This window comes from Streptomyces radiopugnans (assembly GCF_900110735.1).
Lineage (GTDB): Bacteria > Actinomycetota > Actinomycetes > Streptomycetales > Streptomycetaceae > Streptomyces > Streptomyces radiopugnans.
Genome location: NZ_FOET01000001.1, coordinates 999,474 through 1,024,754, shown reverse-complemented (window position 1 = coordinate 1,024,754; position 25,281 = coordinate 999,474). Strand labels below are relative to the sequence as shown.

Here is a 25,281-nt window from a genome sequence, read left to right as displayed (position 1 = left end):
GCGCGGGGGCGCGGCGCGCGGCGGGCGCCGTACCTCTTCCTGCTGCCCGCCGCCGTCCTGTTCCTCCTGTTCTTCGCGCTCCCCGTCGGCTACGCCCTCCATCTGAGCCTGCGCCGGGTCGAGGTCGAAGGGCTCGGCCTGGGCGAGGGGGCGCGCCGGGAGGTGTGGGCCGGCCTGTCCAACTACACCGACGCCCTCACCGACCCCGAACTGGCCGCCGGCGCGCTGCGGGTGTTGGGGTACGGCCTGATCGTGGTGCCCGTGATGCTCGGGCTCGCCCTGGTCTTCGCCCTGATGCTGGACGCCGACCGGGTCCGGGGCCGCTCCTTCACCCGGCTGGCGATCTTCCTGCCGTACGCCGTCCCCGGGGTGATCGCGGCGCTGCTGTGGGGCTTCCTCTACCTGCCCGACGTCAGCCCGTTCCACTTCGTGCTCGGTGAACTCGGCCTGCCCGCGCCGGACCTGCTCGACGGCGGGGCGCTCTACGCCGCGCTGGCCAACATCGCGGTGTGGGGCGGCACCGGCTTCAACATGATCGTCATCTACACGGCGCTGCGCGCGATCCCCGCCGAGGTCTACGAGGCCGCCCGGCTCGACGGCTGCTCGCAGCTGCAGATCGCGCTGCGGATCAAGATCCCGATGGTGGCGCCCTCGCTGGTGCTGACCTTCTTCTTCTCCGTCATCGCCACGCTCCAGGTGTTCAGCGAGCCCACCACGCTCAAACCGCTGACCAACTCCGTGCCCACCACCTGGAGTCCGCTGATGAAGGTCTACGAGGACGCCTTCGTCCGCGGCGACATCCACTCGGCCGCCGCCACCGCGGTGGTCGTCGCCGCGGTGACGCTCGTGCTCTCCTTCGGCTTCCTCAGGATCGCGAACTCCCGCACCCGGCAGGGGGACTCCCGATGACCGCAGCCTCCACCGCTCCCGCTCCCGCTCCCGCTCCCGCCACCGCGCGGGCGCCGCGGCGCACCGCGCTGCTGCCCACCGCCGCGCTGCTGCTGGGCGCGCTCTACTGCCTGCTGCCGGTCGCCTGGGTGGTGGTCGCCTCGACCAAGTCCGGCCGGGAGCTGTTCTCCACCTTCACCTTCCTGCCCGGCACCGGCTTCGCGGAGAACCTGGCGGACCTGTCGGCTTACCGCGACGGCGTCTACTGGCAGTGGATGGCCAACTCCGCGCTCTACGCCGGGCTCGGGGCCCTGCTGTCCACCGCGGTGTCCGCGCTGGCCGGCTACGCCCTGGCCGTCTACCGCTTCCGCGGCCGGGAGGCCGTCTTCAACGTGCTGCTCACCGGGGTGCTGATGCCCCCGGTCATCCTGGCCGTGCCGCAGTACCTGCTGCTGGCCGAGGTGAACCTGACCGACACCCACCTGTCGGTGCTGCTGCCGTCGGTCCTCTCCCCCTACGGCGTCTACCTGGCCCGGATCTACGCCTCCGCCGCCGTGCCGGCGGACGTGGTGGAGGCGGGGCGGACGGACGGCTCCGGCGAGTGGCGGATCTTCCGCTCCCTGGCGCTGCCTATGATGCTGCCGGGCCTGGTGACGGTCTTCCTCTTCCAGTTCGTCGCGATCTGGAACAACTTCCTGCTGCCGTACATCATGCTCGGCGACGACGAGAAGTTCCCCGTCACGCTCGGGCTGTTCACCCTGCTCCAGCAGGGGTCCAGCACCCCGGCCCTGTACACCCTGGTCATCGCCGGGGCCCTGCTGGCCGTCCTGCCGCTGATCGCCCTGTTCCTGGTGGTCCAGCGGTTCTGGAGCCTGGACCTGCTGTCCGGAGCGGTGAAGTCCTGAAAAACCGGCGGGTGCGCGAGGATCACGGAGAATTGCACGTGGGACGGGGAGACGGGGGAGAGACACGAGGATGGGTACCGCATGAGCGGCAGTGAGCGGCGGCGCCCGCCGACGATCCACGACGTGGCGCGGGAGGCCGGGGTCTCCCGCGGCACGGTCTCGCGGTTCCTCAACGGCGGGCACAACGTCAGCCCGGCCGCGGCGGACGCGGTCAGGGCCGCGATCCGCAGGACGGGCTACGTCGTCAACCGGCACGCCCGCAGCCTGATCACCGGCCGCTCCGACTCGGTGGCCTTCCTGCTCACCGAGCCGCAGGAGAAGCTGTTCGAGGACCCCAACTTCAACGTGCTGCTGCGCGGCTGCACCCAGGCGCTGGCCGCGCACGACATCCCGCTGCTGCTGATGATCGCCGGTACGCCCGCCGAGCGGCGCCGCGTCATCCGCTACGTCACCGCGGGCCATGTCGACGGCGTCCTGCTGGTCTCCAGCCACACCGGCGACCCGATGGCCGAGCAGCTGACGAAGGCCGGCATACCGGTGGTCGCCAGCGGCAAGCCGATCGACCGCAGCGGGCGTACCGCCAGGATCGCCCATGTGGCGGCCGACGACCGGGAGGGCGCCCGCGACATCGTGCGGCACCTGGTCTCGCTCGGGCGCCGCCGCATCGCCACGGTCGCCGGGCCGCCGGACACCCCCGGCGGTGTGGACCGGCTGGCGGGCTGGCGCGAGGTGCTGGCCGAGGCCGGGCTCCCCGCCGGCGACGACCTGGTCGCCCACGGCGACTACAGCCGCGACAGCGGCCGGCGGGCCGCCGCCGAACTGCTCGAGCGGGCGCCGGACGTGGACGCGCTGTTCGTCGCCTCCGACCTGATGGCGCGCGGCGCGCTGACCGCCCTGGAGCAGGCCGGGCGGCGGGTGCCGGACGACGTCGCCGTCGGCGGCTTCGACGACTCCCCCGCCGCCGTCGCCGGTCTCCCGGAGCTGACCACCGTCCGCCAGCCGTGGGACCGGATCAGCACGGAGATGGTGCGGGTGCTGCTGGGCCTGATCGGCGGTGAGGAGCCGTCGGCGGTGATCCTGCCGACCGAGCTGGTGCGCAGGCAGTCGGCGTGACCGCGGGACCCCGGGGCCCGCGTGCCCCGGGGTCCCGCGGCCCGGGTCCTTCGGCCGCTCGGGGCCACGCCGGGGGGGACGCCCGGGCGTCACGCCCGGGGCAGCGCCGCCAGCAGCCGCTCCACGTCCTCGGCCGTGTTGTACAGGTGGAAGGCCGCGCGCAGGTTCCCCGCCCGGACGGACACCTCCACCCCCGCCTCCTTCAGCGCCTCGGAGGCGCCGCCCAGCCCGGGCACCGCGACGATGGCCGAGTCGCCGGGCACCGGGCGGTGGCCCAGCTCGGCGGCGCCGGCCCGGAAACGGGCGGCCAGGACCCGGTCGTGGGCGCCGATCGCCTCCGGCCCGGCCTCCTCGACCAGACTCAGGGAGCGCTCGGCGCCCAGGTAGGGGAGGAAGGCCGGGGAGACGTCGAAGCGGCGGGCGGAACGGGCAAGCTCCTCGACCGTCCCGTAGCAGCTCTCCCAGGGCCGCTCCCCCGCGACCCATCCGGCCTGCGCGGCCACCAGGTCCCCGCCGTCCCCGGGCACGGTGAGGAAGGAGGTGCCGCGCGGGCACAGCAGCCACTTGTAGGCGCCGCACACGGTGTAGTCGAAGGCGCCCGCGTCCAGCGGCAGCCAGCCGGCGGCCTGGGTGGTGTCCACCAGGGTGCGGGCGCCGTGGGCCCGTGCGGCCCCGGCGACGGCGGCGAGGTCCGCGATGCGGCCGTCGGCCGACTGCACGGCGCTGACGGCCACCAGCGCGGTGCCGGGCCGGACGGCGTCCGCCAGCTCCGCCTGCGGGGCGGTGCGCAGCTTGAGGTCGGCGCGCATCGCGAACGGGTTGACCAGGGAGCTGAAGTCGCCGTCGGCCACCAGCACCTCGGCGCCGGGCGGCAGCGAGCCCGCGACCAGCGAGACGTGCGCGGAGACGGCCGCTCCGAGCGCCACCCTGTCCGGGTCCAGTCCGACCAGCCGGGCGAAGCGGGCGCGTGCCCGTTCGATCACGGCGAACCAGCGCGTCAGGTCGATGCGCCCTTCCACCGTCTCCTGTACCGCCTCGCGCAGTGCGTCGGCGGTACGGGCGGGTGTCAGACCGTGCGAGGCGGTGTTCAGGTAGACGGTCGTCGGCGCGAACTCGGCGCGCATGAGGTCGCGCAGGCCCGGCAGGCCCGGCAGGCCCGGCGGGGTCGGCGGGGTCGGCGTTTCCGGCAGGTCCGGTGCTCCCGGCAGTGAGGTCTCCACGAGCACCACTGTGTCGCCCCGGTTCGCCGCTGTCCATGGTGAATTGTCTTGGGCGATATCAAAGCCTCCCTTATGGGAGGCGGCCCTTCCCCTTCCCGCCTTCCATGCGAGCGCCTGCGGCCGCCCTCCTCGGAGAGCGGCCGCAGGCGTGGTCCGGGGACCCGGAGGCGTTCAGCCCTCGCGCCGCCCGTCCACCCGGCGCGGCAGGCCGAGCGGGTTGTCGTCGCGCAGCTCCTCGGGCAGCAGCGCCGGCGGGGTGTCCTGGTAGACGACCGGGCGCAGCCAGCGCTCGATGGCCGTGGCGCCGACCGAGGTGGAGGTGGAGGTGGTGGCCGGGTAGGGGCCGCCGTGGTGCTGGGCGGGGGCGACCGCGACACCGGTGGGCCAGCCGTTGACCAGGACCCGCCCGGCCAGCGGCGTCAGCTCGGCCAGCAGCCGGGCCGCGGCGCCGCCCTCCTCCCCCGCCTCCTCCTCGGCGATGTGGAGGGTGGCGGTCAGGTTGCCGGGCAGCTTGGCCAGCACGGCGCTGACCTCGCCGACGTCCCGGTAGCGGGCGACGACGGTGACGGGCCCGAAGCACTCCTCCAGCAGCAGCCCGTGCCGCTCGGAGCCGGCCAGCCGCTCCGCCGGAACGGTGAGGAAGCCCGCGCGCACGGTCTGGTCCTCGCCCTCGGCGGCGGCGACCGGCGCCGTCACGTCCTCCAGCTCCGCCCGGGCCCTCACCCCGGCCAGGAACGCCTCACGCATCCGGGTGTCCAGCAGCGGCCCCCCGGCGGCCTCGGCGACAGAGTCGGCCAGCGCCTCCAGCAGCCGGTCGCCGGACTCGCCCTCGGGGGCGAGGACCAGCCCCGGCTTGGTGCAGAACTGCCCGGAACCCATCGTCATCGAACCGGCCAGCCCGCCGCCGATCCCCTCGGCGCGCTCCTTCGCCGCCGCCTCGGTGACCACCACCGGGTTGAGGCTGCCCAGCTCGCCGTGGAAGGGGATCGGGACCGGACGGGCGGCGGCGGCGTCGAACAGGGCCCGGCCGCCCCGGATCGAGCCGGTGAACCCGGCCGCGGCGACCAGCGGGTGCTTGACCAGCTCCACACCCGCGTCGAAGCCGTGCACCACACGGACGACGTCCTCGGGCAGACCCGCGCGGGCGGCCGCCCGGCGCAGCGCGGCCGCGCACAGCTCGGAGGTGGCCGGATGGTCGGGGTGCGCCTTGACCACCACCGGGCAGCCCGCCGCGAGCGCGCTGGCGGTGTCGCCGCCGGGGACGGAGAAGGCGAGCGGGAAGTTGGAGGCCGCGTAGACCGCCACGACGCCCAGGGGGATCTTGTAACGGCGCAGGTCGGGCCGGGGCGGGGTGAGCGAGGCGTCGGCGTGGTCGATGACGACGTCCAGGTACGCGCCGTCGGCGACTTCGTCGGCGAAGGCGAGCAACTGGTAGGTGGTGCGGCCCAGTTCACCGTTCAGCCGGACCTCGCCCAGCGCGGTCTCGGCGTCCGCGGCGGCGACGATCTCCTCGCGGGCGGCCTCCAGCTCCTCGGCGGCCGCCCGCAGCAGGGCGATCCGCGCGGTGCGGCCCGCCAGCTCCCCGCGGGCGGCGTGGGCGGCGCGCACGGCCGCGTCGACATCGGCTGCCGTGGCCTCGACCGCGACCTGTTCACGCTGCTTCCCCGTCCTGGGGTCGACGCTCCACACTGGTACTGCCACCGCTGAACTCCTCCTTCGAAACGACCGCCGACCTGACGACGGCAGGGGGCGACGGGACCGGCGGGGGCGCGTCCGGGGTCCCGGACGCCGAAGACTGTCCCCCCGGAGACCTTGTTCGATATACTGAACGCCGTCCCTATGTGTGAATAACCATATGGGACTCTATGACCGGTCGAGCGAAAGGGTCAAGGTCGATGCCTTCTGCGCACGGGGGCGCCCCCGGCAGGAAACCGGAGGCGGGCGGGGCACAGGTCAAATCGGCGGTGCGCACCGTGGAACTGCTGGAGTTCTTCGCCGGACAGCCCGGCATGCACACCCTCGCCGCCGTCCAGGAGGCCGTCGGCTACCCCAAGTCCAGCCTGTACATGCTGCTGCGCACACTCGTGGAACTGGGCTGGATCGAGACCGACGCCACCGGCACCCGCTACGGCATCGGGGTACGCGCCCTGCTGGTGGGCACCTCCTACATCGACGGCGACGAGGTCGTGGCCGCCGCCCGCCCCACCCTGGACCGGCTCTCCGACGACACCACCGAGACCATCCACCTCGCCCGGCTGGACGGCACCAACGTCGTCTACCTCGCCACCCGCCAGTCGCAGCACTACCTGCGCCCCTTCACCCGCGTGGGACGGCGCCTGCCCGCGCACTCCACCTCCCTGGGCAAGGCGCTGCTGGCCACCTACGACGACGACCAGGTCCGCGCGATGCTCCCCGAGACCCTGGCCCCGCTGACCGAGCACACCATCACCGACCGCGACAAGCTCATCGGGGAACTGCACCAGATCCGCGAACAGGGCTACGCGGTCGACCGCGAGGAGAACACCCTGGGACTGAGCTGCTTCGGCGTCGCCATCCCCTACCGCACCCCCGCACGGGACGCCATCAGCTGCTCGGTCCCGGTGGCCCGGCTGACCCCCGCCCACGAACAGACCATCAAGGACGCCCTGTTCGACGCACGCGACCGGCTGGCCCTGGCCACCCGCCACCTGTAGCCGGCCCCGACCGAAGTCGCAGACCGCCTCCCCCGCACGGGGGAGGCGGTTCCCCTTCACGCAGGAAGCGGCACAGGAGTCCGGAAGGGGAACGTGGAGCCATGACACCCACGCACACCACCACGGCCCCGAAGAGCGCCGCACCCACAGCACCCCGCGCCGCCCGCACCGGCCCCCTGCGCCGGCTGCTGCGCGCCCCCGAGAACGCCGCCTCACTGACGCTCGCCAACTCCCTGACCGTGGCGATGGACGCCGCGGTCGTCGTCCTCGCCCTCGGCGGCCGGAGCCTGCGCACCCGGCTGACCGGGCGCGAGGCGGAGGTGCTGCGGCTGATGGCACGCGGCCTGTCCAACGCCGAGATCGCGGACCGGATGGCGGTGGGAGCGTCCACGGTCAAGACCCATGTGGCCGCAGTCCTCGCCAAACTCGGCGCACGCGACCGCACCCAGGCGGTCATCACCGCCTACGAGAGCGGCTTCGTCACCCCCGGCTGACCGGCGGGACCGGCCCCGGCCGACCGGCGGACGCCGTACCCGGCCGGCGCGGGCCGGGCACGGCGCCGTGCCGCGGGCAGGATCAGTCCACCGCGGGACGCCAGTCGCCCAGGTAGGCCGCCGGCGTGTGCTCGGCGGCCTCGGCCGCCGTCAGCCGCGGACGCTCGGCCGGGTCGGCGACGGCCGCGCCCGGCCCCCGGTTCGCGTGCTCCCGGAAGAAGAACCCCTGCCACGGGTACTGCTCGCGCATGTTCGCGTACGGCCGGGCCGCGTCGATCCCGTCGCCGAGCAGGCTCTCGCGCACCACCAAACTCGGCCGGGCCCCCGGATCGCTGCTGGGCACCCAGGGCCGGGCCAGCTTGTACGCACCGGCCGGCGCGGTGGTGGTGACGCGGCAGCGACGTGCCAGATAGCCGTACCGGGTGCCGGCGGCCGTCGACGGCGCGAAGACGAACCCGTACGGGGTGAAGTCCACATCCCGGTCCAGGGTGCGCAGTTCACAGCCGTTGAAGACCGCCGTGGCCCGGCCGAAGACGAAGTCCACGTCACCTTCCGCATAGCAGCGGTGGAAGAACTGCCGCGCGGTGAGCGAGACGTGCCGCGTGTCGGCGTACAGGGTGTCCTGGTGGCCGAGGAAGCGGCAGCGGTCGAACAGCGAGCGGTCCCCCATCACCTTGATCGCCACCGCCTGGGTGCCGCCGGTGATCTCCGGGTGGTCGGCGCGCAGCCAGTCGTTGGCGAAGGTGATCCGCCGCGCGGTGAAACCGTCGGGCCGCGCGGTGACCGTGGCACTGCCGGAGGTCCCGTAGGTGCCGGAACCGTCGGGCCTGGGCGTGCCCGCCGCGTTGTCGTGGACGATGACGGTGTCGCGGGGATCACCGGTGCCGCCCAGCAGGGTCAGCCCGGTCTTGCTCTCCGGGATCTGCACCGTCTCGCGGTAGACGCCGGGGGCCAGGGCGATGGTCCAGGGCGTCGCGGGACGGTCGGGGGTGGCGTCGACGGCCTCCTGCACGGTGGCGAAGTCACCGCTGCCGTCCGGCGCGACCCTCAGCCGCGGACCGGCGGACCGGTCCGCGGGGCCCGCGTGGGCCCGGCCCGCCAGGGCCAGGAGGAGGGCGGCGCCGGCTCCGGCCGTCAGTGCGCCGCGTCGGGTGGTGCTCACCTGCGGTCCTTTCCGTTCCCGGCCTTCAGCTCTCCGGCCCCGGCGTGCCGGCCCACCAGGTAGGGGACGGCCAGCGGGTGGTGGACACGGGTGCGCAGGACCGGGGTCCAGCCCGCGTCGTCACCCAGGAGGCGGTCGGGGTTGGCGGCGTTGTGGGCGGCCAGCAGGTCCACGTACCGGCCGTTGACCCAGTTGTTCCGCTCGGTCATGGAGGTGCCGGGGGTCCACTGGCGGATGGTGTCGGCCGGGGCCAGGCCCTTGTGGAGGGTGAAGGCGTTGTGCTCGGCGACGAGCGCGGCCTCCTTGCCGATGCCCCAGGTGTAGCCGTACTTGGCGCCCTCGTTCTGCTTGAAGTGGTTGTTGTAGGAGTCCACCTGGCCGAAGCGCACGCGCGGGGCCCGCTCGTTGACGTCCTCGAAGAGGTTGTGGTGGAAGGTGGTGCGCAGCTTGCCACGGTCGTCGGCGGTGGCGCCGTCGCTGTTGCCCAGCAGGATGGTCTTGTCGTGCTCGGTGAAGACGTTCCAGCTCACGGTCACCAGGTCGGCGCCGCGCACGATGTCGAGCAGGCCGTCGTGCTGCTGGAAGAGCTGCCCGAAGTAGCGCGGCTGCTCGCTGTCGGGGCGGCGGCCGTCGGTGAAGGTGTTGTGGTCGATCCAGACGTGGCGGGAGCCGTAGACGACGACGTTGTCGTACTCGGAGTTCCAGGCTCCGTTCTCACCGTCGGTGGGGTCCCACTGCGGGAAGCAGTCGTAGGTGTCCTCGAAGGTGATGTTGCGGACGATGACGTTCTCCACCCCCCGGATCTGGAGGCTGGCGCCGAGGATGGTGGCGTCGTCGCCCACCCCGATCAGGGTGGTGTTGGAACCGACGTTGAGCTTGACCCGCTTGTTCTGCTCGGCGGCCGAGGCGGCGCGGGCGTCCTCCATCGGTCCCGAGGGGTCGGCGTCGCCCCAGACTGCGGGGTCGTACGCCTGGAGGTACTTCTCCAGGGTGTAGCCGTCGCGCTGGTAGTCCTCGCAGGTCAGCGGCGCACCCTGGTCGTCGGCGTTGCCGTGGATCGTTCCCTTGACCTTGATGATCTTCGGGGTGTCGTCGCCGTCGTTCAGCGCCGCGGCCAGCTCGGCGCGGTTGGTGACGGTGAAGACGTGGTCGGCGTCGGCGGCGGCGCCGCCGGTGGTGCCGCCCTCGGCCGAGGCCCAGCCGTCGTTCTCCGGCAGGACGGCGCGGGCCGGGTCACCGCCGTGGCGCGGTGCGGCCTGGGCGGGTACGGCCAGGGCCGCCAGGGCGAGCGAGGCGCATCCTGCCAGGGCCATGACACGCGCTTGGCACACTTTTCTTTGCACTGCGACTCCTTCGGTCGTGCGGGTCGTTCGGGGGTCTTCAAGGGTCTTCGGGGGGCCGGGACGCCGGGCCGCTCCGGGCGTCCGGAGGCGCCCGGTGGTCGCGGACGGCGCGGCGGATCAGCCGGCCGGCCAGGTGACCACGCTCTCCGGGACGGCGTCGTCCAGCCGCCGGAGCGCGCCCGGGTGCGGCAGGCGCCGCTCCTTCAGGCCCCGGGCGACCATCCGGGCGACCTCGACGGCGCCGTGCGGCCGGAAGTGGGTGTTGTCCTGCTTGCCTTCGGGGTGGTTGGGGTGCTCGCCCGGGGCGAGGTGGAGGAAGACCTCCAGCGTGCCGCCGGGGCCCAGCCGGTCCCACTCGGCAAGGCTCGCGGCCTGGACGTCCACGAGGGGGACGTCCTCGGCGGCGGCCAGTGCGCGCATCGCCTCGGGGTACTCGCCGTGGGTGGGTCTGGCACGTCCGTCCGCGTCGAAGCGGCGGCGCTCGACGGGGGTGATCAGTACCGGGCGCGCACCGCGGGCGCGGGCGCCGTCGAGGTAGCGGCGCAGGTAGTCCTGGTAGGTCGTGTAGGGGTCGGTGCCGCGGGCCGGGTCGCCGGTCTTCTCGTCGTTGTGGCCGAACTGGACCAGCAGCAGGTCACCGGGGCGGATCGCCTCCAGGATCGGGGCCAGCCGCCCCTCGTCGTGGAAGCTCTTGGAACTGCGGCCGTTGACCGCGTGGTTGGCGACCGTCCAGCCGTGGCCCAGGAAGACCGGCAGGGCCATGCCCCAGCCCGCCTCGGGCGCGGCGGCGGCGGTCTTGGGGGCCGCGGTGGAGTCGCCGGCGATGAAGACCGTGCCCTCGCGCCGGGGGCGGCCGGGACCGTGGGCGGGCGCGGCGGCCTGTGCGGCGCCGGCGGCGGCGAGGGTGAGAGGAAGCGCGGCGAGCGCCGCGGCGGCGTGTCGGCGGGAGACGGGCATGGAGGTACCCCCTCGGCTCGGTGTGCCTGGTACGGGCTGTGTGTGTGGGGGGCGCGGCGGGGCGGTCCGTTGCGGTGCCGCCCCGCCGCGGCGGGGCGGTCAGCCCTTCTGCTCGCTCCACTCGGCCTGGGCCTCGTTGAGCCGCTTCGCCAGGTCGTCGGCGAACTCCTTGGCCGTCATCTGGCCCAGCAGCAGCTTCTGGAAGTTGGGCTCGGTGTCGGCCTTGCTGATGGTGTTCCAGTCCGGCAGGTAGTACGGGAGCTGGACGATCTTGGTGTTCGGGTCGTCGAGGGACTCCATGGCCGTCTTGGTGGGTTCGGCGTCGTTGAGCCACTCGTCGTCGGCGGCGCCGGTGTTGGCCGGGATCGAGCCCGCCGACTCGTTCCAGAGGCTGACCATCTCCGCCGACGCGGCGAACTCGATGAACTTCCAGGCCGCCGCCTTGTTCCCGCTGGACTTGAACAGCCCGAGCCCGTCGACCGGGTTGGAGACCAGGGTGCGCGGGCCGCCCTCGGAGGAGGGCGGCATCGGCAGCCCGCCGATCTTCTCCTCGCCGAAGGCCTTCACGTGGTCGGTGTAGGAGCCCAGGTTGTGCTGGAGCATGCCGACCTCGCCGCCGGTGAAGGTGGCGACCATCTTGGTGAAGTCGTTGTTCAGGTCGGCCTTGGGCGTGTACCGGTTGTAGAGGCCGACGTACCTCTCCAGCGCCTCGACGTTCTTCGGGTCGTTGACGGTGGTCTTGTCGCCGTTCCAGAAGCTGTCGATGCCGGACTGGGCGTACATCATCTCCAGCGCCTGGGCGATGGAGCCCGCGCCGCCGCGGATGGTGAAGCCGAACCGGTTGTTCTTCCTCTCGGTCAGCTCCTCGGCCGCCTGGTAGAAGTTCTCCCAGGTGGTGGGGGCCGGCAGGTCCGCCTTGTCGAACATGTCCTTGCGGTACCACAGCACGCCCTGGTTGGCGGAGGTCGGGACGGTGAACATCTCGTCCTTCTCGCCGCCGGCGGCCTTGACGCTCTCGACCATGCCGTTGACCAGCTTGCCCTTCAGCGGGCTGTCCTCGATCCGGTCGGTGACCGGGTCCAGGGCCCCCTGGGCGACCATGTTGGCGAGGTAGGCGGTGCTGACCATGCCCACGTCCGGCAGGCTGTCGCCGCCGCCCTGGATGGCGGTGTCGTACTTGGACTGCACGTCGGCGATGGGTATGCCGACGTACTCCACGTCGATGTCCGGGTTCTTCTTCTCGAACTCGGTGATGATCTTCTTCCAGACCTCGGTGCGCACACCGCCGTTGTTGTCCCAGAAGACGATCTTGCCCTTGCCCTCGCCCTCGCTGCCCGTCTCGGTCCCCGAGCTCCCGCAGGCGGTGGCGGTCAGTGCGAGGGAGGCGCTGACGCCCAGGGCCAGCAGGGTACGGGCACGAGGTCTGCGGCTGATGTTTCCACTCATCGTCGAGTCTCTTTCCTGGTCGTGCGTTTCCGCGTGGGTGTTCGTGGGTGTGCGGTGTGCGGTACGGGGGCGTGCGGGGTGCGGGGTGTCCCGGGGGACGGATCGTGCGGTGGTGTCCGGGTGCGGGGTGTCCGGCGGACCGGGTCAGGTGACGCGGAACCGTGTGAAGGCCGCGGTCCCGGCCGGCCCGCCGCCCTCGGGGGCGGCGGCGAACAGGCCGAGCTGGGCGCCCACCCAGCGCCATGGGGTCGCGGCGAAGGGCGGGCCGGAGGGGCGGAAGGCGGTGTCGTCCCCGGTGCGCGCCGAGAACAGGCAGCGGGCGCCGGGGAGGAGTTCGACGCGCAGGTGCGCTCGGCCTTCCGGCGCGGGCCGGGAGTGCGCGGCGTCCCGCTCGTGTTCGGCGGCGGGCTCGGCGAAGCGGTGCACCAGACGGGTCCCGAGGGCGTCCCGCTCCAGGCCGATCCAGGCGAACGCGTCGCCCAGGACGGCCAGTCCGGCCCTGGCCCCGGCGCCCGCGCCGTCCAGCCGCAGCTCGACCTCGACCGTGCACGGGCGGCCGGGCATGCGCTGGACCAGTACGTTCGGCAGCCGGCGCAGGTCGTGGGCGTCGGCGGTGCGGCGGCAGGCCAGCCGCAGTCCGTCGCCGCCGTGGGCGACCGTCCAGCCCTGCCCCGGATTGGCGGTCCAGGACCACTGGTGGCCGAAACGGCCGCCGGGGAAGTCGTCGTCGGTGGCGGGGGCCGCCGGGCTCTCGGCGGGGACGGGCGGTCGGTGGGCGGCGACGGGTTCGCCCTCGTCGCCGATCACCGGCCAGCCGGCTTCCTCGCCCCGGCCCTCGCCGCTCCAGCGCATCGGCTGCAGGTGCACCACCCGCCCGTACGCGCCGCGCTGCTGGAAGTGGAGGAACCAGTCGGATCCGTCGGCCGCCCGCACCCACGCCCCCTGGTGCGGGCCGTTGACGCCGGTGCGGCCCTGGGCGAGCACGATGCGCTCCTCGTAGGGGCCGAAGACGTCCCGGGAGCGGAACGCGCCCTGCCAGCCGGTCTCCACTCCCCCGGCCGGGGCGAAGATCCAGTACCAGCCGCCGTGCCGGTAGAGCTTGGGGCCCTCCAGGGTGAACCAGCCGGGCAGCGCGTCGCCGTCGACGACCGTGCGGCCCTGGTCGAGCAGTTCGCGGCCGTCGGGGCTCATCCGGTGGCCGGTGAGCCGGTTCTTGATCCCGGAGCGGGACTTCGCCCAGGCGTGCACCAGATAGGCGCGGCCGTCGTCGTCCCACAGCGGGCAGGGGTCGATCAGTCCGCGGCCGGCCTTCAGCAGGTGCGGTCTGCTCCACGGGCCCCGCACGTCCTCGGCGCTGATCTGGTAGATGCCGTGGTCGGGGTCGCCCCAGAAGATCCAGAAGCGGCCGGCGTGGTGGCGGATGGACGGCGCCCACACCCCGCAGTCGTGGCGCGGGGCGGTGAACGCCTGCTCCGGCTCCAGCCGCTGGAGGGCGTGGCCGATGATCCGCCAGTTGACCAGGTCGCGGGAGTGGAGGATCGGCAGGCCGGGGGCACGGCCGAAGCTGGAGGCGGTCAGGTAGTAGTCGTCGCCGACGCGGATGGCGTCGGGGTCGGACCAGTCGGCGTCCAGCACCGGGTTGCGGTACGTGCCGGCCGGGGCGGTGGGTGGCGCGGTCGCCGGGAGGGCCGTCATCGGGCCGCCTCCTTCCCGGTGAGCCGGGCGGCGACCTCGGCGGCGGCGGCCCTCTCCAGCCGCCCGTCGGCGACACCGGTGACCACCCGCCGCACCACCGGCCGCCCGGCGGGCAGCGGCAGTCTGCGGTCCCAGGCCAGTGCGGAGCCCACGCCCGGGTACTCGGCGGCGCGTACGAACCACCGGTCGCGGCGGGTGTCCTCGGTGGCCCCGGCGAACACCAGCGTCCAGGCGTCGGTCGCCATGGCCAGCCAGGGCGCCCGCGAGCCGTGCACCGCCTCCTCGCCCTCGGCGTCCTCGGTGAACACCTCCGGCGGGCGGGGGCCGACGGGCGGGCGCCAGAAGAAGCCGCCGTAGCCGGCGCCGGGGCGGCCGTTGGTGGCCGGGCTGCCCACCGACAGCTCCTCGCCGCAGACGTTGGTGAGCTCGGTGGTGAAGTCCAGCGCCCAGCGGTCCGCCTCCAGCGCCCGGGCGGTGACGGTGCGGCGCTCGGTCAGCAGCCGCCGTCCGTCCCGCTGCCAGGCGATCTCCTCGGTGAAGCCGTCCTCGCGCAGTTCCGGCCAGCCCAGGTGGCTCTGGTGCCCGTGGTTGTCCAGCTCGACCGGTCCCCGGTCGCGGACGAAGGTGCGCCCGCCCCAGAAGTTGGCGCCGCCGACGTCGGGGACGGCCATGCTCACCCCGAGGTGGTGCACGTGGTCGGCGGGCCGCAGCTCGGTGACGGCGGTGCCGCCCAGGGTCCGGACGGGGTGCAGGTAGGGGCGCGGCGACTCCCGCCGGGCCAGCTGCGGACGGTACTCGTAGCGGGCCACGGCCCGCCCGCCGCAGCGCAGTTCGACGGCGCCGGCGGTGCCGGGGACGTCCGGGGCTCCGGCGGTGTGCGGGTGCGGTGCGCTCACGCCACGGCTCCCTTCCGCTCGGGCTTCGGCTCGGGCTCTTGCTCGGGCTTCCGCCCGGGCTCCGCCGCGGGGACGGCCCAGGGGGCGCGCGGGCCGGAGCCGTCGGACAGCTCGGAGTACAGGGCCAGCTCCCGGGCCCCCGCCGCGACCAGGTCGTCGATGCCGGTGACGATCCGCCGGGCGGAGCCGTCGCCGCCGGTGCCGGGCTCGGTGCGCCAGGCGCTGCCGGGCAGCGGGCGCGGTTCGGGCGCGGTGCGCACGGCCTCCACCAGCCGCATGAAGGCGCCGGTGCGCTCGGGCGGCACCAGCAGCTCCTCTCCGCCGGCGAGGTGGGCCACGAGGTTGCGCAGCAGGTCGGTGCGGGCGTGCTCGGTGGTCTCGGCGGCGTGCCCGTCGCGCTCCAGCAGCAGGCGGTCCTGCTTGTACCAGAAGGTGATCCGGCCGCCGGTGCCGTGGACGACGACGTAGGGCTCGCCGGGCCGCTCGGCGCACAGTGTCACGGCCGCGGTGATCTCGCCCGTCGTCCCGTCGCCGTGCGCGGTGCGCAGCCGGACGCAGGAGGTGTCGTCGGATTCGATGGCGTTGGCGCGGTACAGCTCCAGTTCGATGCCGGCGACGTCCTCGGCGCGGTCGCCGCCGTCGATGCGCAGCGCGGTGGCCACCGCGTGGGCCAGGGGGTTGGTGAGGACCCCGTCCACCACGTCCCGGCCCTCCAGCCTGCGCCGGCCGGCCCAGGGGGCACGCTCCCAGTAGGCCAGGTCGCGGCTCCAGGCGCCGGCCGCGCCGATGCCGCGCACCGTGCCGATCGCGCCGTCGGCGATCAGGTCGCGCACGGAGGTGACGGCGTGCGAGCCCAGCGACTGGAAGCCGATCTGGCAGGCGACGCCCGCGGCCCGCACCCCCCGCACCATCCGCTCGAACTCCGCGTACGAGGGCGCGGGCGGCTTCTCCAGCAGCAGGTGCACGCCCCGCTCGGCGGCGGCCAGCGCCAGGTCGGTGTGGGTGTGGATCGGGGTGCACACCACGGCGATCCGCGCGCCGGTGCTCTCCAGCAGCGCGGCGAAGTCGGCCGACTGCTCGGGGGCGCCGAGGCCGTCCAGCTCGTTCTCGTCCAGCGGCGTCAGTTCGCAGACCCCGGCCAGGCGGACCAGGCCCTCCTGCGCCAGGCGGCGGATGTTGGCCAGGTGCCAGCGGCCGTGGCCGCGGGCGCCGGCCAGCACGACCGGCAGGGCGTGCGCGGCGGACGCGGATGCGGCGGCCGGGGTGGAGGCGGAAGCCATCAGCCCTTCACCGCCCCCGCGCTGAAGCCGGTGATCAGCCACTTCTGGATGAAGGCGAAGATGATCACCACGGGCACGGCGGCGACCACGCCGCCCGCCGCGAGCGCGCCCAGGTCCACGCTGTCCGAGCCGATGAGGGTGTTCAGGCCCACCGGGATCGTCTGCTTCTCCTGCGAGGAGAGGAACATCAGGGCGAACAGGAAGTGGTTCCAGCTGTGCACGAAGGCGAAGGAGCCCACCGCGATCAGCCCCGGCCGCAGCATCGGCAGCACGATGGCCATGAACGCCCGCAGCCGGGAGCAGCCGTCCACCCAGGCGGCCTCCTCCAGCGACTCGGGGACGTTCTTGATGAAGCCGCTGATCAGGATCATCGACAGCGGCAGCTGGAAGACCGTCTCCGCGATGATCACGCTCCACATGGAGTTGATGAGCTGGAGGTTGCGGAAGGTCTCGAACAGCGGGACCAGCATCAGCGCGCCGGGGATGAACTGCGAGCACAGCAGCGCCAGCATGAAGGCGTTCTTCAGCCGGAACCGGAAGCGCGCCAGGGCGTACCCGCCGGCCAGGGCCACCGCCATCGTCATCACCATCGAGGCGATGCCGACCTGGGTGCTGTTGAGGAAGTAGGTGCCGAAGCTGCGCTCGTTCCAGACCTTCTCGAAGTGCTCGCCGGTCATCGGCCAGGGCACCAGCGAGGTGGAGCCGGAGGGGCGGAGCGCGAACAGCAGCATCCAGTAGAAGGGGATGAGGGTGAAGAGCAGGTAGATGCCCAGGGGCACGTAGATCTGCCAGCGCGGCGGCCCGTCGTCGAGTTTGCGCTGCCGTGCCTTCCTCCGGGCCGGGGGCGGAGTCTCTCCGTCGGCCGGGGCGGGCACCTGGGCGCCCTTCTCCGCGATTGCTGCGGTCACTTGTCGTCGCCTCCGAACTTGCTCAGGCGCAGGTAGAGGATCGAGCAGAAGAGCAGGATCACGAAGGCCACGGTGGTCAGCGCGGAGGCGTAGCCGAAGTCGTGGCCGTCGATGCCGGTGTTGGCGACGTAGAGCGGGAGCGTGGTGGTCACGCCGGCCGGTCCGCCGCCGGTGAGGGTGTAGAGCAGGTCGACGTTGTTGAACTCCCACACCGCGCGCAGCAGGGTGGAGAGGATGATCGCGTCCTTCAGGTGCGGCAGGGTGATGTGCCAGAACTGCCGGAAGCGGCTCGCGCCGTCCACCGAGGCCGCCTCGTACAGGTCCTTGGAGATGGACTGCAGGTCGGCGAGGATGAGGATCGCGAAGAAGGGGACGCCGCGCCACAGTTCGGCCAGGACGGCGGCCCAGAAGACGGTGCCGGTGTCGGAGAGGACCGAGGTGCCGTACTCGCCGATGCCGGCGTCCGCCAGGTAGCGGCTCAGGCCCGTGGAGGGGTTGTACAGCAGGATCCAGATGGTGGTGGTGAGCACACCGGAGACGGCCCAGGGCGAGAAGACCAGGGCCCGGGCGATGCCGCGGCCGACGAACGTCTGGTTGACGATCAGCGCGAGCGCCAGGCCGAAGAGGAGCTGGAGGCCGACCTCGGCGACGACCCACTTGGCGCTGAAGGCGAGGGTCTGCCAGAACAGCGGGTCCTCGAAGAAGATCTCGCGGAAGTTGTCCAGACCCGCGAAGCCGTTCCGCCAGGGCTTGGTGACGTTGTAGTGCTGGAGGCTGTAGTAGAGGACGCTGAGCATCGGGTAGGCGATGAAGCCCAGCATCAGCAGCCCGGCGGGCGCGATCAGTACGTACGGCAGGCCGCGCTTCCCGGTGAGCCCGGGCTTGCCCCCTTTTCCGGATTTCCCGGGTTCACCAGGTTTCCCCGGCCTCCCTGGCAGGGCGCGCTTCTTCGGCACGGCGGTGAGGGCCATTGCCGGTGCTCCGTTCTGTCGTCGAATGACTGTCGAACGTCGTTCGAGATGTCGTGTCGGCGGGTGGTTCGGACGGTCTGTGGTGCGGCGGTGCGGTGGTGCGGCGCGGACGCTCAGCCCGCGTAGGGTTCGGGGACCTCGCCGGGGCGGGCGAGGAAGGCGAAGTCGCAGCCGGTGTCGGCCTGGGTGATGTGCTCCTCGTACAGCGCCCCGTAGCCGCGCCCGTAGCGCCGCTCGGGCGGGCGCCAGGCGGCGCGCCGGCGTTCCAGCTCGGCGTCGTCGACCTCCAGGCGCAGGGTGCGCGCGGCCACGTCGAGGGTGACCAGGTCGCCGGTCTCCACCAGGGCCAGCGGTCCGCCCACGTGGGACTCGGGGGCGATGTGCAGGACGCAGGCGCCGTAACTGGTGCCGCTCATCCGGGCGTCGGAGAGGCGGACCATGTCGCGCACGCCCTGCTTGAGCAGGTGGTCGGGGATCGGCAGCATCCCGTACTCCGGCATGCCCGGCCCGCCCAGCGGCCCCGAGCCGCGCAGCACCAGCACGCTCTCGGCGGTGATGCCCAGGTCCGGGTCGTTGATGGTGGCCTGCATGGTGCGGTAGTCGTCGAAGACGACCGCCGGACCGGTGTGCTTCAGCAGGTGCTGCTCGGCGGCGATGTGCTTGATGACCGCGCCGTCCGGGGCGAGGTTGCCGCGCAGCACGGCCACGCCTCCCTCGGCCGCGAGCGGGTTGCCGGTGGTGCGGATGACGTCGTCGTCGTGGACGAGGGCGCCGGCGATCTGCTCGCGCAGCGTGTCGTGGGCGACGGTGGGCCGTTCCAGGTGGAGGTGGTCCTGCAGCCGGGAGAGGAAGCCGGGCATGCCGCCCGCGTAGTGGAAGTCCTCCATCAGGTACTTCCCGCCGGGCCTGAGGTTGGCCAGCACCGGGGTGGTGCGGGCGATCCGGTCGAAGTCGTCCAGGGTGAGGCCGACGCCCGACCGCCCGGCCATGGCGATCAGGTGGATGACGGCGTTGGTGGAGCCGCCCAGCGCGCACACGGCGGCGACGGCGTCCTCGTACGCCTCGCGGGTCAGGATGGCGGAGAGCCTGCGGTCCTCCCACGCCATCTCCACGATCCGGCGCCCGGCCGCGGCGGCCATCCGGGAGTGACCGGAGTCGACGGCGGGGATGGACGACGCTCCGGGCATGGTCACGCCCAGTACCTCGGCCGCGCCGGTCATCGTGGAGGCGGTGCCCATGGTCATGCAGTGGCCGGGCGAGCGGGCCAGGCCGCACTCCAGCTCGGCCATCTCGCAGTCGCCGATGAGGCCGGCGCGCTTGTCGTCCCAGTACTTCCACATGTCGGTGCCCGAGCCGAGGGTCTCGCCGCGCCAGTGGCCGCGCAGCATGGGCCCGGCGGGGACGAAGACGGTGGGCAGGTCGGCGCTGGCCGCGCCCATCAGCAGGGCGGGGGTGGTCTTGTCGCAGCCGCCCATCAGCACCGCGCCGTCCACCGGGTAGGAGCGCAGCAGCTCCTCGGTCTCCAGGGAGAGCAGGTTGCGGTAGAGCATGGGGGTGGGCTTCTGGAAGGTCTCCGAGAGGGTGGAGACGGGGAACTCCAGGGGGAAACCGCCGGCCTGCCACACCCCCCGCTTGACCGCCTCGGCGCGCTCGCGCAGGTGCTGGTGGCAGGGGTTGATGTCGGACCAGGTGTTGAGGATCGCGATGACCGGCTTGCCCAGGTGCTCCTCGGGGAGGTAACCGAGCTGCCGGGTGCGGGCGCGGTGGCTGAAGGAGCGCAGTCCGTCGGTGCCGTACCACTGGTGGCTGCGCAGCTCCTCGGGGGCGCGGCGGGTGCGGGAGCCGCTCCCGCCGTGCTGGTCGTGCTGGTCGTTCCGGCCGGTCATGCCGCCTCCCATCCCTTGACGATTCCGGCGATCTCGGCGCGCTGCTCCTCGGGCAGCGTCCGGCTCGGCGGGCGGACGTCGCGGCGGCACAGGCCGAGGTGGGCCAGGGCCTCCTTGACGACGGAGACGTTGTTGGCCGACTGCTGCGCGGCGCGCAGGTCCTCGAAGACGCGGATGCTCTCCCACACCCGCATCGCGGCGCCGAAGTCCCCCGCCCGCAGGGCGCGGAGCATCTCCAGCGAGATCCGCGGGGCCACGTTGACCAGGCCGGAGGTGAAGCCGGTGGCGCCGCAGGCGAAGTAGGCCGGCGCGTACAGCTCGGCGAGTCCGGCCACCCACACGAAGCGCTCCGGGCCGGCGTCGCGGGCGAAGGCGGCGAAGCGCGCGGCGTCGGGGACGGCGTACTTGACGCCGATGACGTTGGGGCACGCCTCGCCGAGCCGGGCGAGGGCCGAGCCCTCGATGAGGGGGTTGCGCAGGTAGGGGACGACGCCCACCTCCGGGACGGCCTCGGCGACGGCCCGGTGGTAGTCCACCCAGCCGGCCTGCGAGACATAGGGGTTGACGGGCTGGTGGACCATCACCATGCCCGCCCCGGCGTCGCGGGCCTGCTCGGCGGCGGCGACCGCGGTGGCCGGGTCGTGGCCGACGCCCACGACGACCTCGGCGCCCCCTCCGGCCTCCCGGACCTCGGCCATGGTCAGTTCGACCTCCAGCCGGCGCTCCTCGGGGGTGAGGGAGTAGAACTCGCTGGTGTTGCCGTTGGGGGTGACGGTGCGGATTCCGGCGTCCAGCAGCCGGCGGACCAGGGCCCGGTAGGTGTCCGCGTCCAGCCGGTCCCGCTCGTCGAACGGTGTGACCGGGATCGCCACGACATCGGCGAGTGCGGCCCGCTGGGGGGAGAAGTCCGTCATGCCTGGACCTGACCTTCCTGGTTCTCCACGGCCGGGAAGGCCCGGCGGACGAATCCCTCGATGTGGTCGCGCAGCAGCGAGGCCGCGCCGTCGGCGTCCCCGTCCAGGGCCCGGGCGAGGATCTCCCGGTGCTCGGCGGCCTCGTGCTCCCAGGAGGGCACGGCCTCCCAGGCGACGGTGGACACCAGGGCCGCCTGGTCTCGCAGGTCGTCCAGCATCCGCGTCAGCAGCGGGTTGCCGCAGGACAGGTACAGGGCCCGGTGGAAGTCCCGGTTGGCCAGCGAGCGGTCGGCCCGGTCGGCGGCGGCGTCGGCCCGCTCCAGCGCGGCCCGGGCCCCGGCCAGGTCCGCCTTCGCCGTGACGGTGCGGCGCAGCGCCTCCGGTTCCAGCAGCAGCCGCACGTCGTAGACCGAGCGGGCCATCGAGGCGTCCACGGTGCGCACGGTGGCGCCCTTGTACTCGCTCATCACGACCAGCCCGCGGCCCGCGAGGGTCTTCAGCGCCTCGCGGACCGGGGTCTTGGACACGCCGAACCGCGCGGCCAGCTCGGTCTCCACCAGCGGCTGCCCGGGCGGGAGCTGCCCGGTGAGGATGGCGTGGGTCAGATGCTCCATGACGTACTGCGTCCTGGAGGGGACGGGTACCGGTGCGAGACCGGTCAGGGGGGCTCTCATGCGGTCGGCTCTCAGGTCGGCTGTGGCGACGGGCGTACGGGCGGTGGTGTGCGCGGCGCTCGGGATGCGGCGCACACCCGTATACGGCATCTCGTATATGACGCACGAGATATGGCGTATGACGTATCGCGTACGACGTGCGGTGGGACGAAAGTAGGGCGGCCCCCGGGCTCCGTCAACGGTTCTGACAGAACTTTCGGAGACCGCCCTGAAAGCGCTTACCGTACGCGACGACGGGTGCGCCGACGATCACGCGGAGCTGTCGCGCGCCGCGCTCGCGCCGCTCAGTCCAGCCGGGACAGCGCGGCGCGCACGGCGGCCAGGTCCGCGTCGGAGGCCAGACCGGCGTGGTACAGCCGCAGCTCGTCCGCCCCCAGCTCCCGGGCGTGCGCGGCGTCCTCGGCCAGCTCCGCCGGGCGCCCGCCCATCCCCCCGACCACTGTGAGGTTGGCGGCGAGCACGGTGGAGGGGGTCCGGTGCGGGCCGAAGGGCGCCAGGACGGCCTCGCGTTCGGCGCCGTCCCCGGTGCACGGCAGCACCACCCCGTCGGCCAGGGCGAGGACGCCGGCGGGGTCCACACCGACGTTGGCGCCGCAGCGGTGGGGTGCCGGATCGGCGTGCAGCAGCACCCGGAATCCTTCCGTCCGCCGGGCCTCGGCGGCCTTCCGCACGGCTGTCACGACCTGGGTTTGGAAAGCGCTCGCTACCTGGTCGCGCCAGCCCGCCGCGGCCTCGGCGAGTTCCTGTCCCAGCAGTTTCCCCACCTCCTCCCACTCCTGTTCGCGTCCGCCGGCCGCCTTCTCGCGCTCCCCGCCCTCGCCGCGCTCCCCGCGCCACAGCGGCTCCAGCGCTCCGGCTACGGCGCGCCGCAGCCGCTCGGGGTCGGCGCCGTGCGCGGCGTACCCCGCCTCGCACTCCGGGCAGAAGCACAGCGACATCAGGTACTGGCCGGCCCCGTCCAGCCGCACCCCGCCGGTCTTGTCATGGGCGCTCAGGTGCCCCAGCCCGTACCAGCCGCAGGACTCCAGCTCCACCCCGCGCGCGCCGGGCCGTACGGCGGCCTCGGCGGCCAGGGCGGCGGCGTAGGCGCGCACCTCCTCCCGCGCGATGCACGGCGCCCAGGGGTAGCGGTCACCGTAGGCGTTGCGCACGGTCAGGTCCGGGTGCTCGCCGCCGAGCCGGGTGTTGTGGGCGAGGATCACCCAGGAGTGCACCTCCAGACCGGCGTCGGCCAGAGCGGCCGCGGCCTCGCCGTACGGGTCCTCGCCCGCGACCCAGTCCTGCGCGTACGGACGCAGCCGCAGGCCCTCCCAGCGGGCCGGGTCCACCGGGTGGTAGACGGCGGAGTGCCGGGCGGCGACGACGCGGTGGCGCGGGTGGCGGGGGGTGAGCGCCCTGGTGGAGTGGTAGGCGGAGGCGAGGGTGACCTGCTCGACGCCGAGGTCGGCGATCCGGCGGGCGGCGGCCGGGTCGCCGACGACGTCCCAGGGGTAGACGAACGCGGAAGCGCGCATCGGCGGCTCCTTGGTGTGAGATGGTCGGACGGGTTCGGACGGCCGGGCCGGGGTGGACGGCCGGGGGCGGGACGGGCGGAGACCGGATCACAGGACCGGACCGCGACAGCCTCGCCCACCCCCTGGACGGCCGCCCATGATGGTGCCGCATGTGCGCATATCTGAACAGCGCACGGGGCCCGCCCGGTTACCGGGTCCCACGGACTGACCAGTACTCCCGCGCTACGGCGTTCCCGGCGGGGCCCGGCCGAACCCCCTTGCTCCGCCATGGATGTGAACGGCATTCAGCGACGGGGACCGTGGCGTCCGTCCCCGTGCGGCCCGCCCACCGGTGCCGCCACGCGGCCGCGAACCCGGTGCGGGCCCTGGGAGACGGGCCGTGACGCGGCCCCGGGCGCGCCTGTCCGGGCGGCGCGTTCCGCACCTCTGCCCCTTCCGCCGCCCGCCCGGAAGGTGTTCGGGGGCGCACCCGTTCGGGCATGATGGCCCGCGAAGATCACGGACCGCGGGCGGAGCCCGCGGCGGGGAGGGGTTCGATCGTGGACATCGTGAGCTGGCTGGTGCTCGGACTGGTCACGGGGGTCGTCGCCAAGATCCTGCTGCCGGGCCGCGACCCGGGCGGGCTGGTGGGCACCACGCTCATCGGCATCGTCGGGGCGTTCGTGGGCGGCTGGCTGTCGGCGACCTATCTGGACCGCCCGGTGGAGCGGGACTTCTACGACCCGGCCCTGTGGGTCTCGGCGGTCGGGGGTTCCCTGGTGCTGCTGATCGCCTACCGTCTGCTCTTCGGCCACTCGCGCCCGCCCCGCTGAGGCCCGGTCCGCCCCGGCTCCGGCCCGGGTACGGAGTGCGCCCCGGGCGGGGGAGGGTAATGGAACCGTAAACCGGCGTCGTCCGTTATCCGGACCATGACTGCAATGACTCCCGGTTCGAACCTTCCGCTGCCCACCGCGCGTGTGGCGGTGGACGTCACCGCGCCGGCGCGGCTCGACGTCTCCGGCCTGCTGATCGCCGCCGACGGGAAGGTGCGCTCCGACGACGACTTCGTCTTCTACAACCAGCCCTCCGCCCCGGGGGTGGCCCACAGTTCCGCAGGCGGCCTCGACACCATCACGGTGGACACCGCCGCGGTGCCCGCCGACATCGAGAAGGTCGTGGTGACGGCCAGCCTCGACGCACCGGGCGCGACCTTCGCCGGCACCGAGCCCACCGCGACCGTGCGGGACGCGGCGAGCGGCGCGGTGGTGGCCACCTTCACCCCGCCCAGGCTGGGTCCGGAGACGGCGCTGGTGGTGGTCGAGGTGTACCGCAGGGGCGGCGCCTGGAAGGTCCGCGCGGTCGGCCAGGGGTACGCGAACGGGCTGGCGGGCATCGCCACGGACTTCGGCGTGACGGTGGAGGAGCCCGCGGCGCCCACCACGCCCTCGGCCCCCGCCGTCGCTCCCTCGGCGCCGGCAGCGCCCGCCGCTCCCGCCATGCCGGCCGCGCCGCCCGCAGCCCCTCCCGCCCCTGCTCCCGCTGCCGCCGCCACCGGGCGGATCAACCTGGACAAGGGCCGGGTCGACCTGCGGAAACACCAGACCGTCTCCCTGGTCAAGGGCGGCAAACCGCTGCTGACCTCGGTCCGGATGGGTCTGGGCTGGGAGCCCGCCTTCCGCGGCAAGAACGTCGACCTCGACGCATCGGTCATCGCCTACGACGCCAACCGCAAGAAGATCGACAACTGCTACTTCGGCAAGCTCGCCATCCTGAACGGGACGATCCAGCACTCCGGCGACAACCTCACCGGCGAGGGCGCGGGCGACGACGAGGCCATCACCGTCCACCTGGGCGGCCTGCCGCCGCAGGTGACGGGTCTGGTCTTCACGGTCAACTCCTTCTCCGGGCAGAAGTTCACCGAGGTCGCCAAGGCGTACTGCCGCCTGCTGGACGCCGCCACCGGCGAGGAGCTGGTCCGCTTCGACCTGACCGGCTCCGAGCCGCGCACGGGCGTGCTGATGTGCAAGTTGATCCGCCAGTTCTCGGGCGAGTGGGAGATGACGGCGCTGGGTGACTACGTGGACTCCCGCACCGTCCGCGGCATGGTGAAGCCGGGCGGCGCGGCCCTGTAGGAGAGCCGGCGGGGAAGGTCGGCGGCGGGGGCGGCCGCCGGGGCTCGGAGAGGACTGGAGGAGGAGTCGCGCAGGAGTCGTGAAGAGGCTTGCCACGGGGCTCCGGCCGTACCGCTGGAGGGCCGGCGGAAGTGATATCCGTCGCACCCGCCGACTGCCCCGGCAGGCCCAACTCCCCGCACCGGGAGCCATATTCGCAGGTCAGCGGCGA

21 protein-coding genes and 1 pseudogene are annotated in these 25,281 nt (G+C 73.4%); 7 read left to right on the top strand and 15 right to left on the bottom strand.

The annotated features are described in order from the left end of the window. Nucleotides 1–39 precede the first annotated feature (39 nt). The 3 genes from BMY40_RS04445 (at nucleotide 40) to BMY40_RS04435 (ending at nucleotide 2,906) form a co-directional block, all read left to right on the top strand. Nucleotides 40–909: a carbohydrate ABC transporter permease gene (locus BMY40_RS04445; RefSeq protein ID WP_245769864.1), complete on the top strand. Its 870-nt coding sequence runs from the start codon at nucleotides 40–42 to the stop codon at nucleotides 907–909. Beyond that, nucleotides 906–1,793 carry a carbohydrate ABC transporter permease gene (locus BMY40_RS04440; protein WP_093655448.1) on the top strand — a complete coding sequence of 296 codons (888 nt, stop codon included), beginning with the start codon at nucleotides 906–908 and terminating at the stop codon, nucleotides 1,791–1,793. Before BMY40_RS04445 ends, BMY40_RS04440 begins: the two co-directional genes overlap by 4 nt. Nucleotides 1,794–1,874: 81 nt before the next feature. Further along, nucleotides 1,875–2,906 carry a LacI family DNA-binding transcriptional regulator gene (locus BMY40_RS04435; RefSeq protein ID WP_093655446.1) on the top strand — a complete coding sequence of 344 codons (1,032 nt, stop codon included), beginning with the start codon at nucleotides 1,875–1,877 and terminating at the stop codon, nucleotides 2,904–2,906. Between the two features lie 89 nt (nucleotides 2,907–2,995). Here BMY40_RS04435 and BMY40_RS04430 read toward each other — a convergent pair whose 3' ends face one another. Then, complete coding sequence (locus tag BMY40_RS04430) at nucleotides 2,996–4,030, bottom strand: aminotransferase class V-fold PLP-dependent enzyme (RefSeq protein ID WP_093655834.1); 1,035 nt, start codon at nucleotides 4,028–4,030, stop codon at nucleotides 2,996–2,998. A 267-nt stretch (nucleotides 4,031–4,297) separates the two neighbouring features. Then, nucleotides 4,298–5,827: an aldehyde dehydrogenase (NADP(+)) gene (locus tag BMY40_RS04425; RefSeq protein ID WP_245769824.1), complete on the bottom strand. Its 1,530-nt coding sequence runs from the start codon at nucleotides 5,825–5,827 to the stop codon at nucleotides 4,298–4,300. Between the two features lie 194 nt (nucleotides 5,828–6,021). Here BMY40_RS04425 and BMY40_RS04420 point away from each other — a divergent pair, with 194 nt between their 5' ends. After that, the gene (locus tag BMY40_RS04420) at nucleotides 6,022–6,819 is read left to right on the top strand and encodes an IclR family transcriptional regulator (RefSeq protein ID WP_093655442.1); all 798 of its coding nucleotides are present in this window, start codon (nucleotides 6,022–6,024) and stop codon (nucleotides 6,817–6,819) included. Between the two features lie 287 nt (nucleotides 6,820–7,106). Continuing rightward, nucleotides 7,107–7,313 (top strand): annotated as a pseudogene (locus BMY40_RS04415) (response regulator transcription factor); the annotation flags it as partial. An 82-nt stretch (nucleotides 7,314–7,395) separates the two neighbouring features. On the opposite strand, the gene BMY40_RS04410 reads toward BMY40_RS04415, so the two are convergent. From BMY40_RS04410 to BMY40_RS04350, 13 genes are all read right to left on the bottom strand, one after another. Continuing rightward, the gene (locus BMY40_RS04410) at nucleotides 7,396–8,475 is read right to left on the bottom strand and encodes a pectinesterase family protein (protein WP_093655440.1); all 1,080 of its coding nucleotides are present in this window, start codon (nucleotides 8,473–8,475) and stop codon (nucleotides 7,396–7,398) included. Next, nucleotides 8,472–9,788: a pectate lyase family protein gene (locus BMY40_RS04405; RefSeq protein ID WP_093655439.1), complete on the bottom strand. Its 1,317-nt coding sequence runs from the start codon at nucleotides 9,786–9,788 to the stop codon at nucleotides 8,472–8,474. Before BMY40_RS04405 ends, BMY40_RS04410 begins: the two co-directional genes overlap by 4 nt. 147 nt (nucleotides 9,789–9,935) lie before the next feature. Further along, nucleotides 9,936–10,775 carry a rhamnogalacturonan acetylesterase gene (locus BMY40_RS04400; RefSeq protein WP_093655437.1) on the bottom strand — a complete coding sequence of 280 codons (840 nt, stop codon included), beginning with the start codon at nucleotides 10,773–10,775 and terminating at the stop codon, nucleotides 9,936–9,938. Between the two features lie 99 nt (nucleotides 10,776–10,874). Continuing rightward, entirely contained in the window at nucleotides 10,875–12,221 is a 1,347-nt protein-coding gene (locus tag BMY40_RS04395) for an ABC transporter substrate-binding protein (RefSeq protein WP_093655435.1), read from the bottom strand. A 144-nt stretch (nucleotides 12,222–12,365) separates the two neighbouring features. Continuing rightward, entirely contained in the window at nucleotides 12,366–13,916 is a 1,551-nt protein-coding gene (locus BMY40_RS04390) for a glycoside hydrolase family 43 protein (protein ID WP_093655433.1), read from the bottom strand. Next, nucleotides 13,913–14,746, bottom strand: a complete 834-nt coding sequence (locus BMY40_RS04385; protein WP_093655833.1) for a DUF6807 domain-containing protein — start codon at nucleotides 14,744–14,746, stop codon at nucleotides 13,913–13,915. The genes BMY40_RS04390 and BMY40_RS04385 overlap by 4 nt, the downstream gene beginning before the upstream one ends. Nucleotides 14,747–14,808: 62 nt before the next feature. Then, complete coding sequence (locus tag BMY40_RS04380) at nucleotides 14,809–16,092, bottom strand: Gfo/Idh/MocA family protein (RefSeq protein WP_093655431.1); 1,284 nt, start codon at nucleotides 16,090–16,092, stop codon at nucleotides 14,809–14,811. Beyond that, nucleotides 16,092–17,000 (bottom strand): carbohydrate ABC transporter permease, encoded by a 909-nt coding sequence (locus BMY40_RS04375; RefSeq protein ID WP_093655429.1) that lies wholly within the window; start codon nucleotides 16,998–17,000, stop codon nucleotides 16,092–16,094. The genes BMY40_RS04380 and BMY40_RS04375 overlap by 1 nt, the downstream gene beginning before the upstream one ends. Beyond that, the gene (locus tag BMY40_RS04370) at nucleotides 16,997–17,971 is read right to left on the bottom strand and encodes a carbohydrate ABC transporter permease (protein ID WP_245769823.1); all 975 of its coding nucleotides are present in this window, start codon (nucleotides 17,969–17,971) and stop codon (nucleotides 16,997–16,999) included. The genes BMY40_RS04375 and BMY40_RS04370 overlap by 4 nt, the downstream gene beginning before the upstream one ends. Nucleotides 17,972–18,084: 113 nt before the next feature. Next, nucleotides 18,085–19,857 carry an L-arabinonate dehydratase gene (araD, locus tag BMY40_RS04365; RefSeq protein ID WP_093655829.1) on the bottom strand — a complete coding sequence of 591 codons (1,773 nt, stop codon included), beginning with the start codon at nucleotides 19,855–19,857 and terminating at the stop codon, nucleotides 18,085–18,087. Beyond that, a complete protein-coding gene (locus BMY40_RS04360) occupies nucleotides 19,854–20,771 on the bottom strand; it encodes a dihydrodipicolinate synthase family protein (RefSeq protein ID WP_093655427.1) in 918 nt (305 codons plus the stop codon). The genes araD and BMY40_RS04360 overlap by 4 nt, the downstream gene beginning before the upstream one ends. After that, nucleotides 20,768–21,445 carry a GntR family transcriptional regulator gene (locus tag BMY40_RS04355; protein ID WP_093655827.1) on the bottom strand — a complete coding sequence of 226 codons (678 nt, stop codon included), beginning with the start codon at nucleotides 21,443–21,445 and terminating at the stop codon, nucleotides 20,768–20,770. The genes BMY40_RS04360 and BMY40_RS04355 overlap by 4 nt, the downstream gene beginning before the upstream one ends. Before the next feature lie 284 nt (nucleotides 21,446–21,729). Then, nucleotides 21,730–22,959 carry a hypothetical protein gene (locus BMY40_RS04350; protein ID WP_093655425.1) on the bottom strand — a complete coding sequence of 410 codons (1,230 nt, stop codon included), beginning with the start codon at nucleotides 22,957–22,959 and terminating at the stop codon, nucleotides 21,730–21,732. A gap of 539 nt (nucleotides 22,960–23,498) precedes the next feature. Here BMY40_RS04350 and BMY40_RS04345 point away from each other — a divergent pair. Together BMY40_RS04345 and BMY40_RS04340 are read left to right on the top strand one after the other, a co-directional pair. Next, the gene (locus BMY40_RS04345; RefSeq protein ID WP_093655423.1) at nucleotides 23,499–23,771 is read left to right on the top strand and encodes a GlsB/YeaQ/YmgE family stress response membrane protein; all 273 of its coding nucleotides are present in this window, start codon (nucleotides 23,499–23,501) and stop codon (nucleotides 23,769–23,771) included. Nucleotides 23,772–23,876: 105 nt separating this feature from the next. Next, entirely contained in the window at nucleotides 23,877–25,070 is a 1,194-nt protein-coding gene (locus tag BMY40_RS04340) for a TerD family protein (RefSeq protein WP_093655421.1), read from the top strand. The last annotated feature ends 211 nt before the right edge of the window (nucleotides 25,071–25,281 follow it).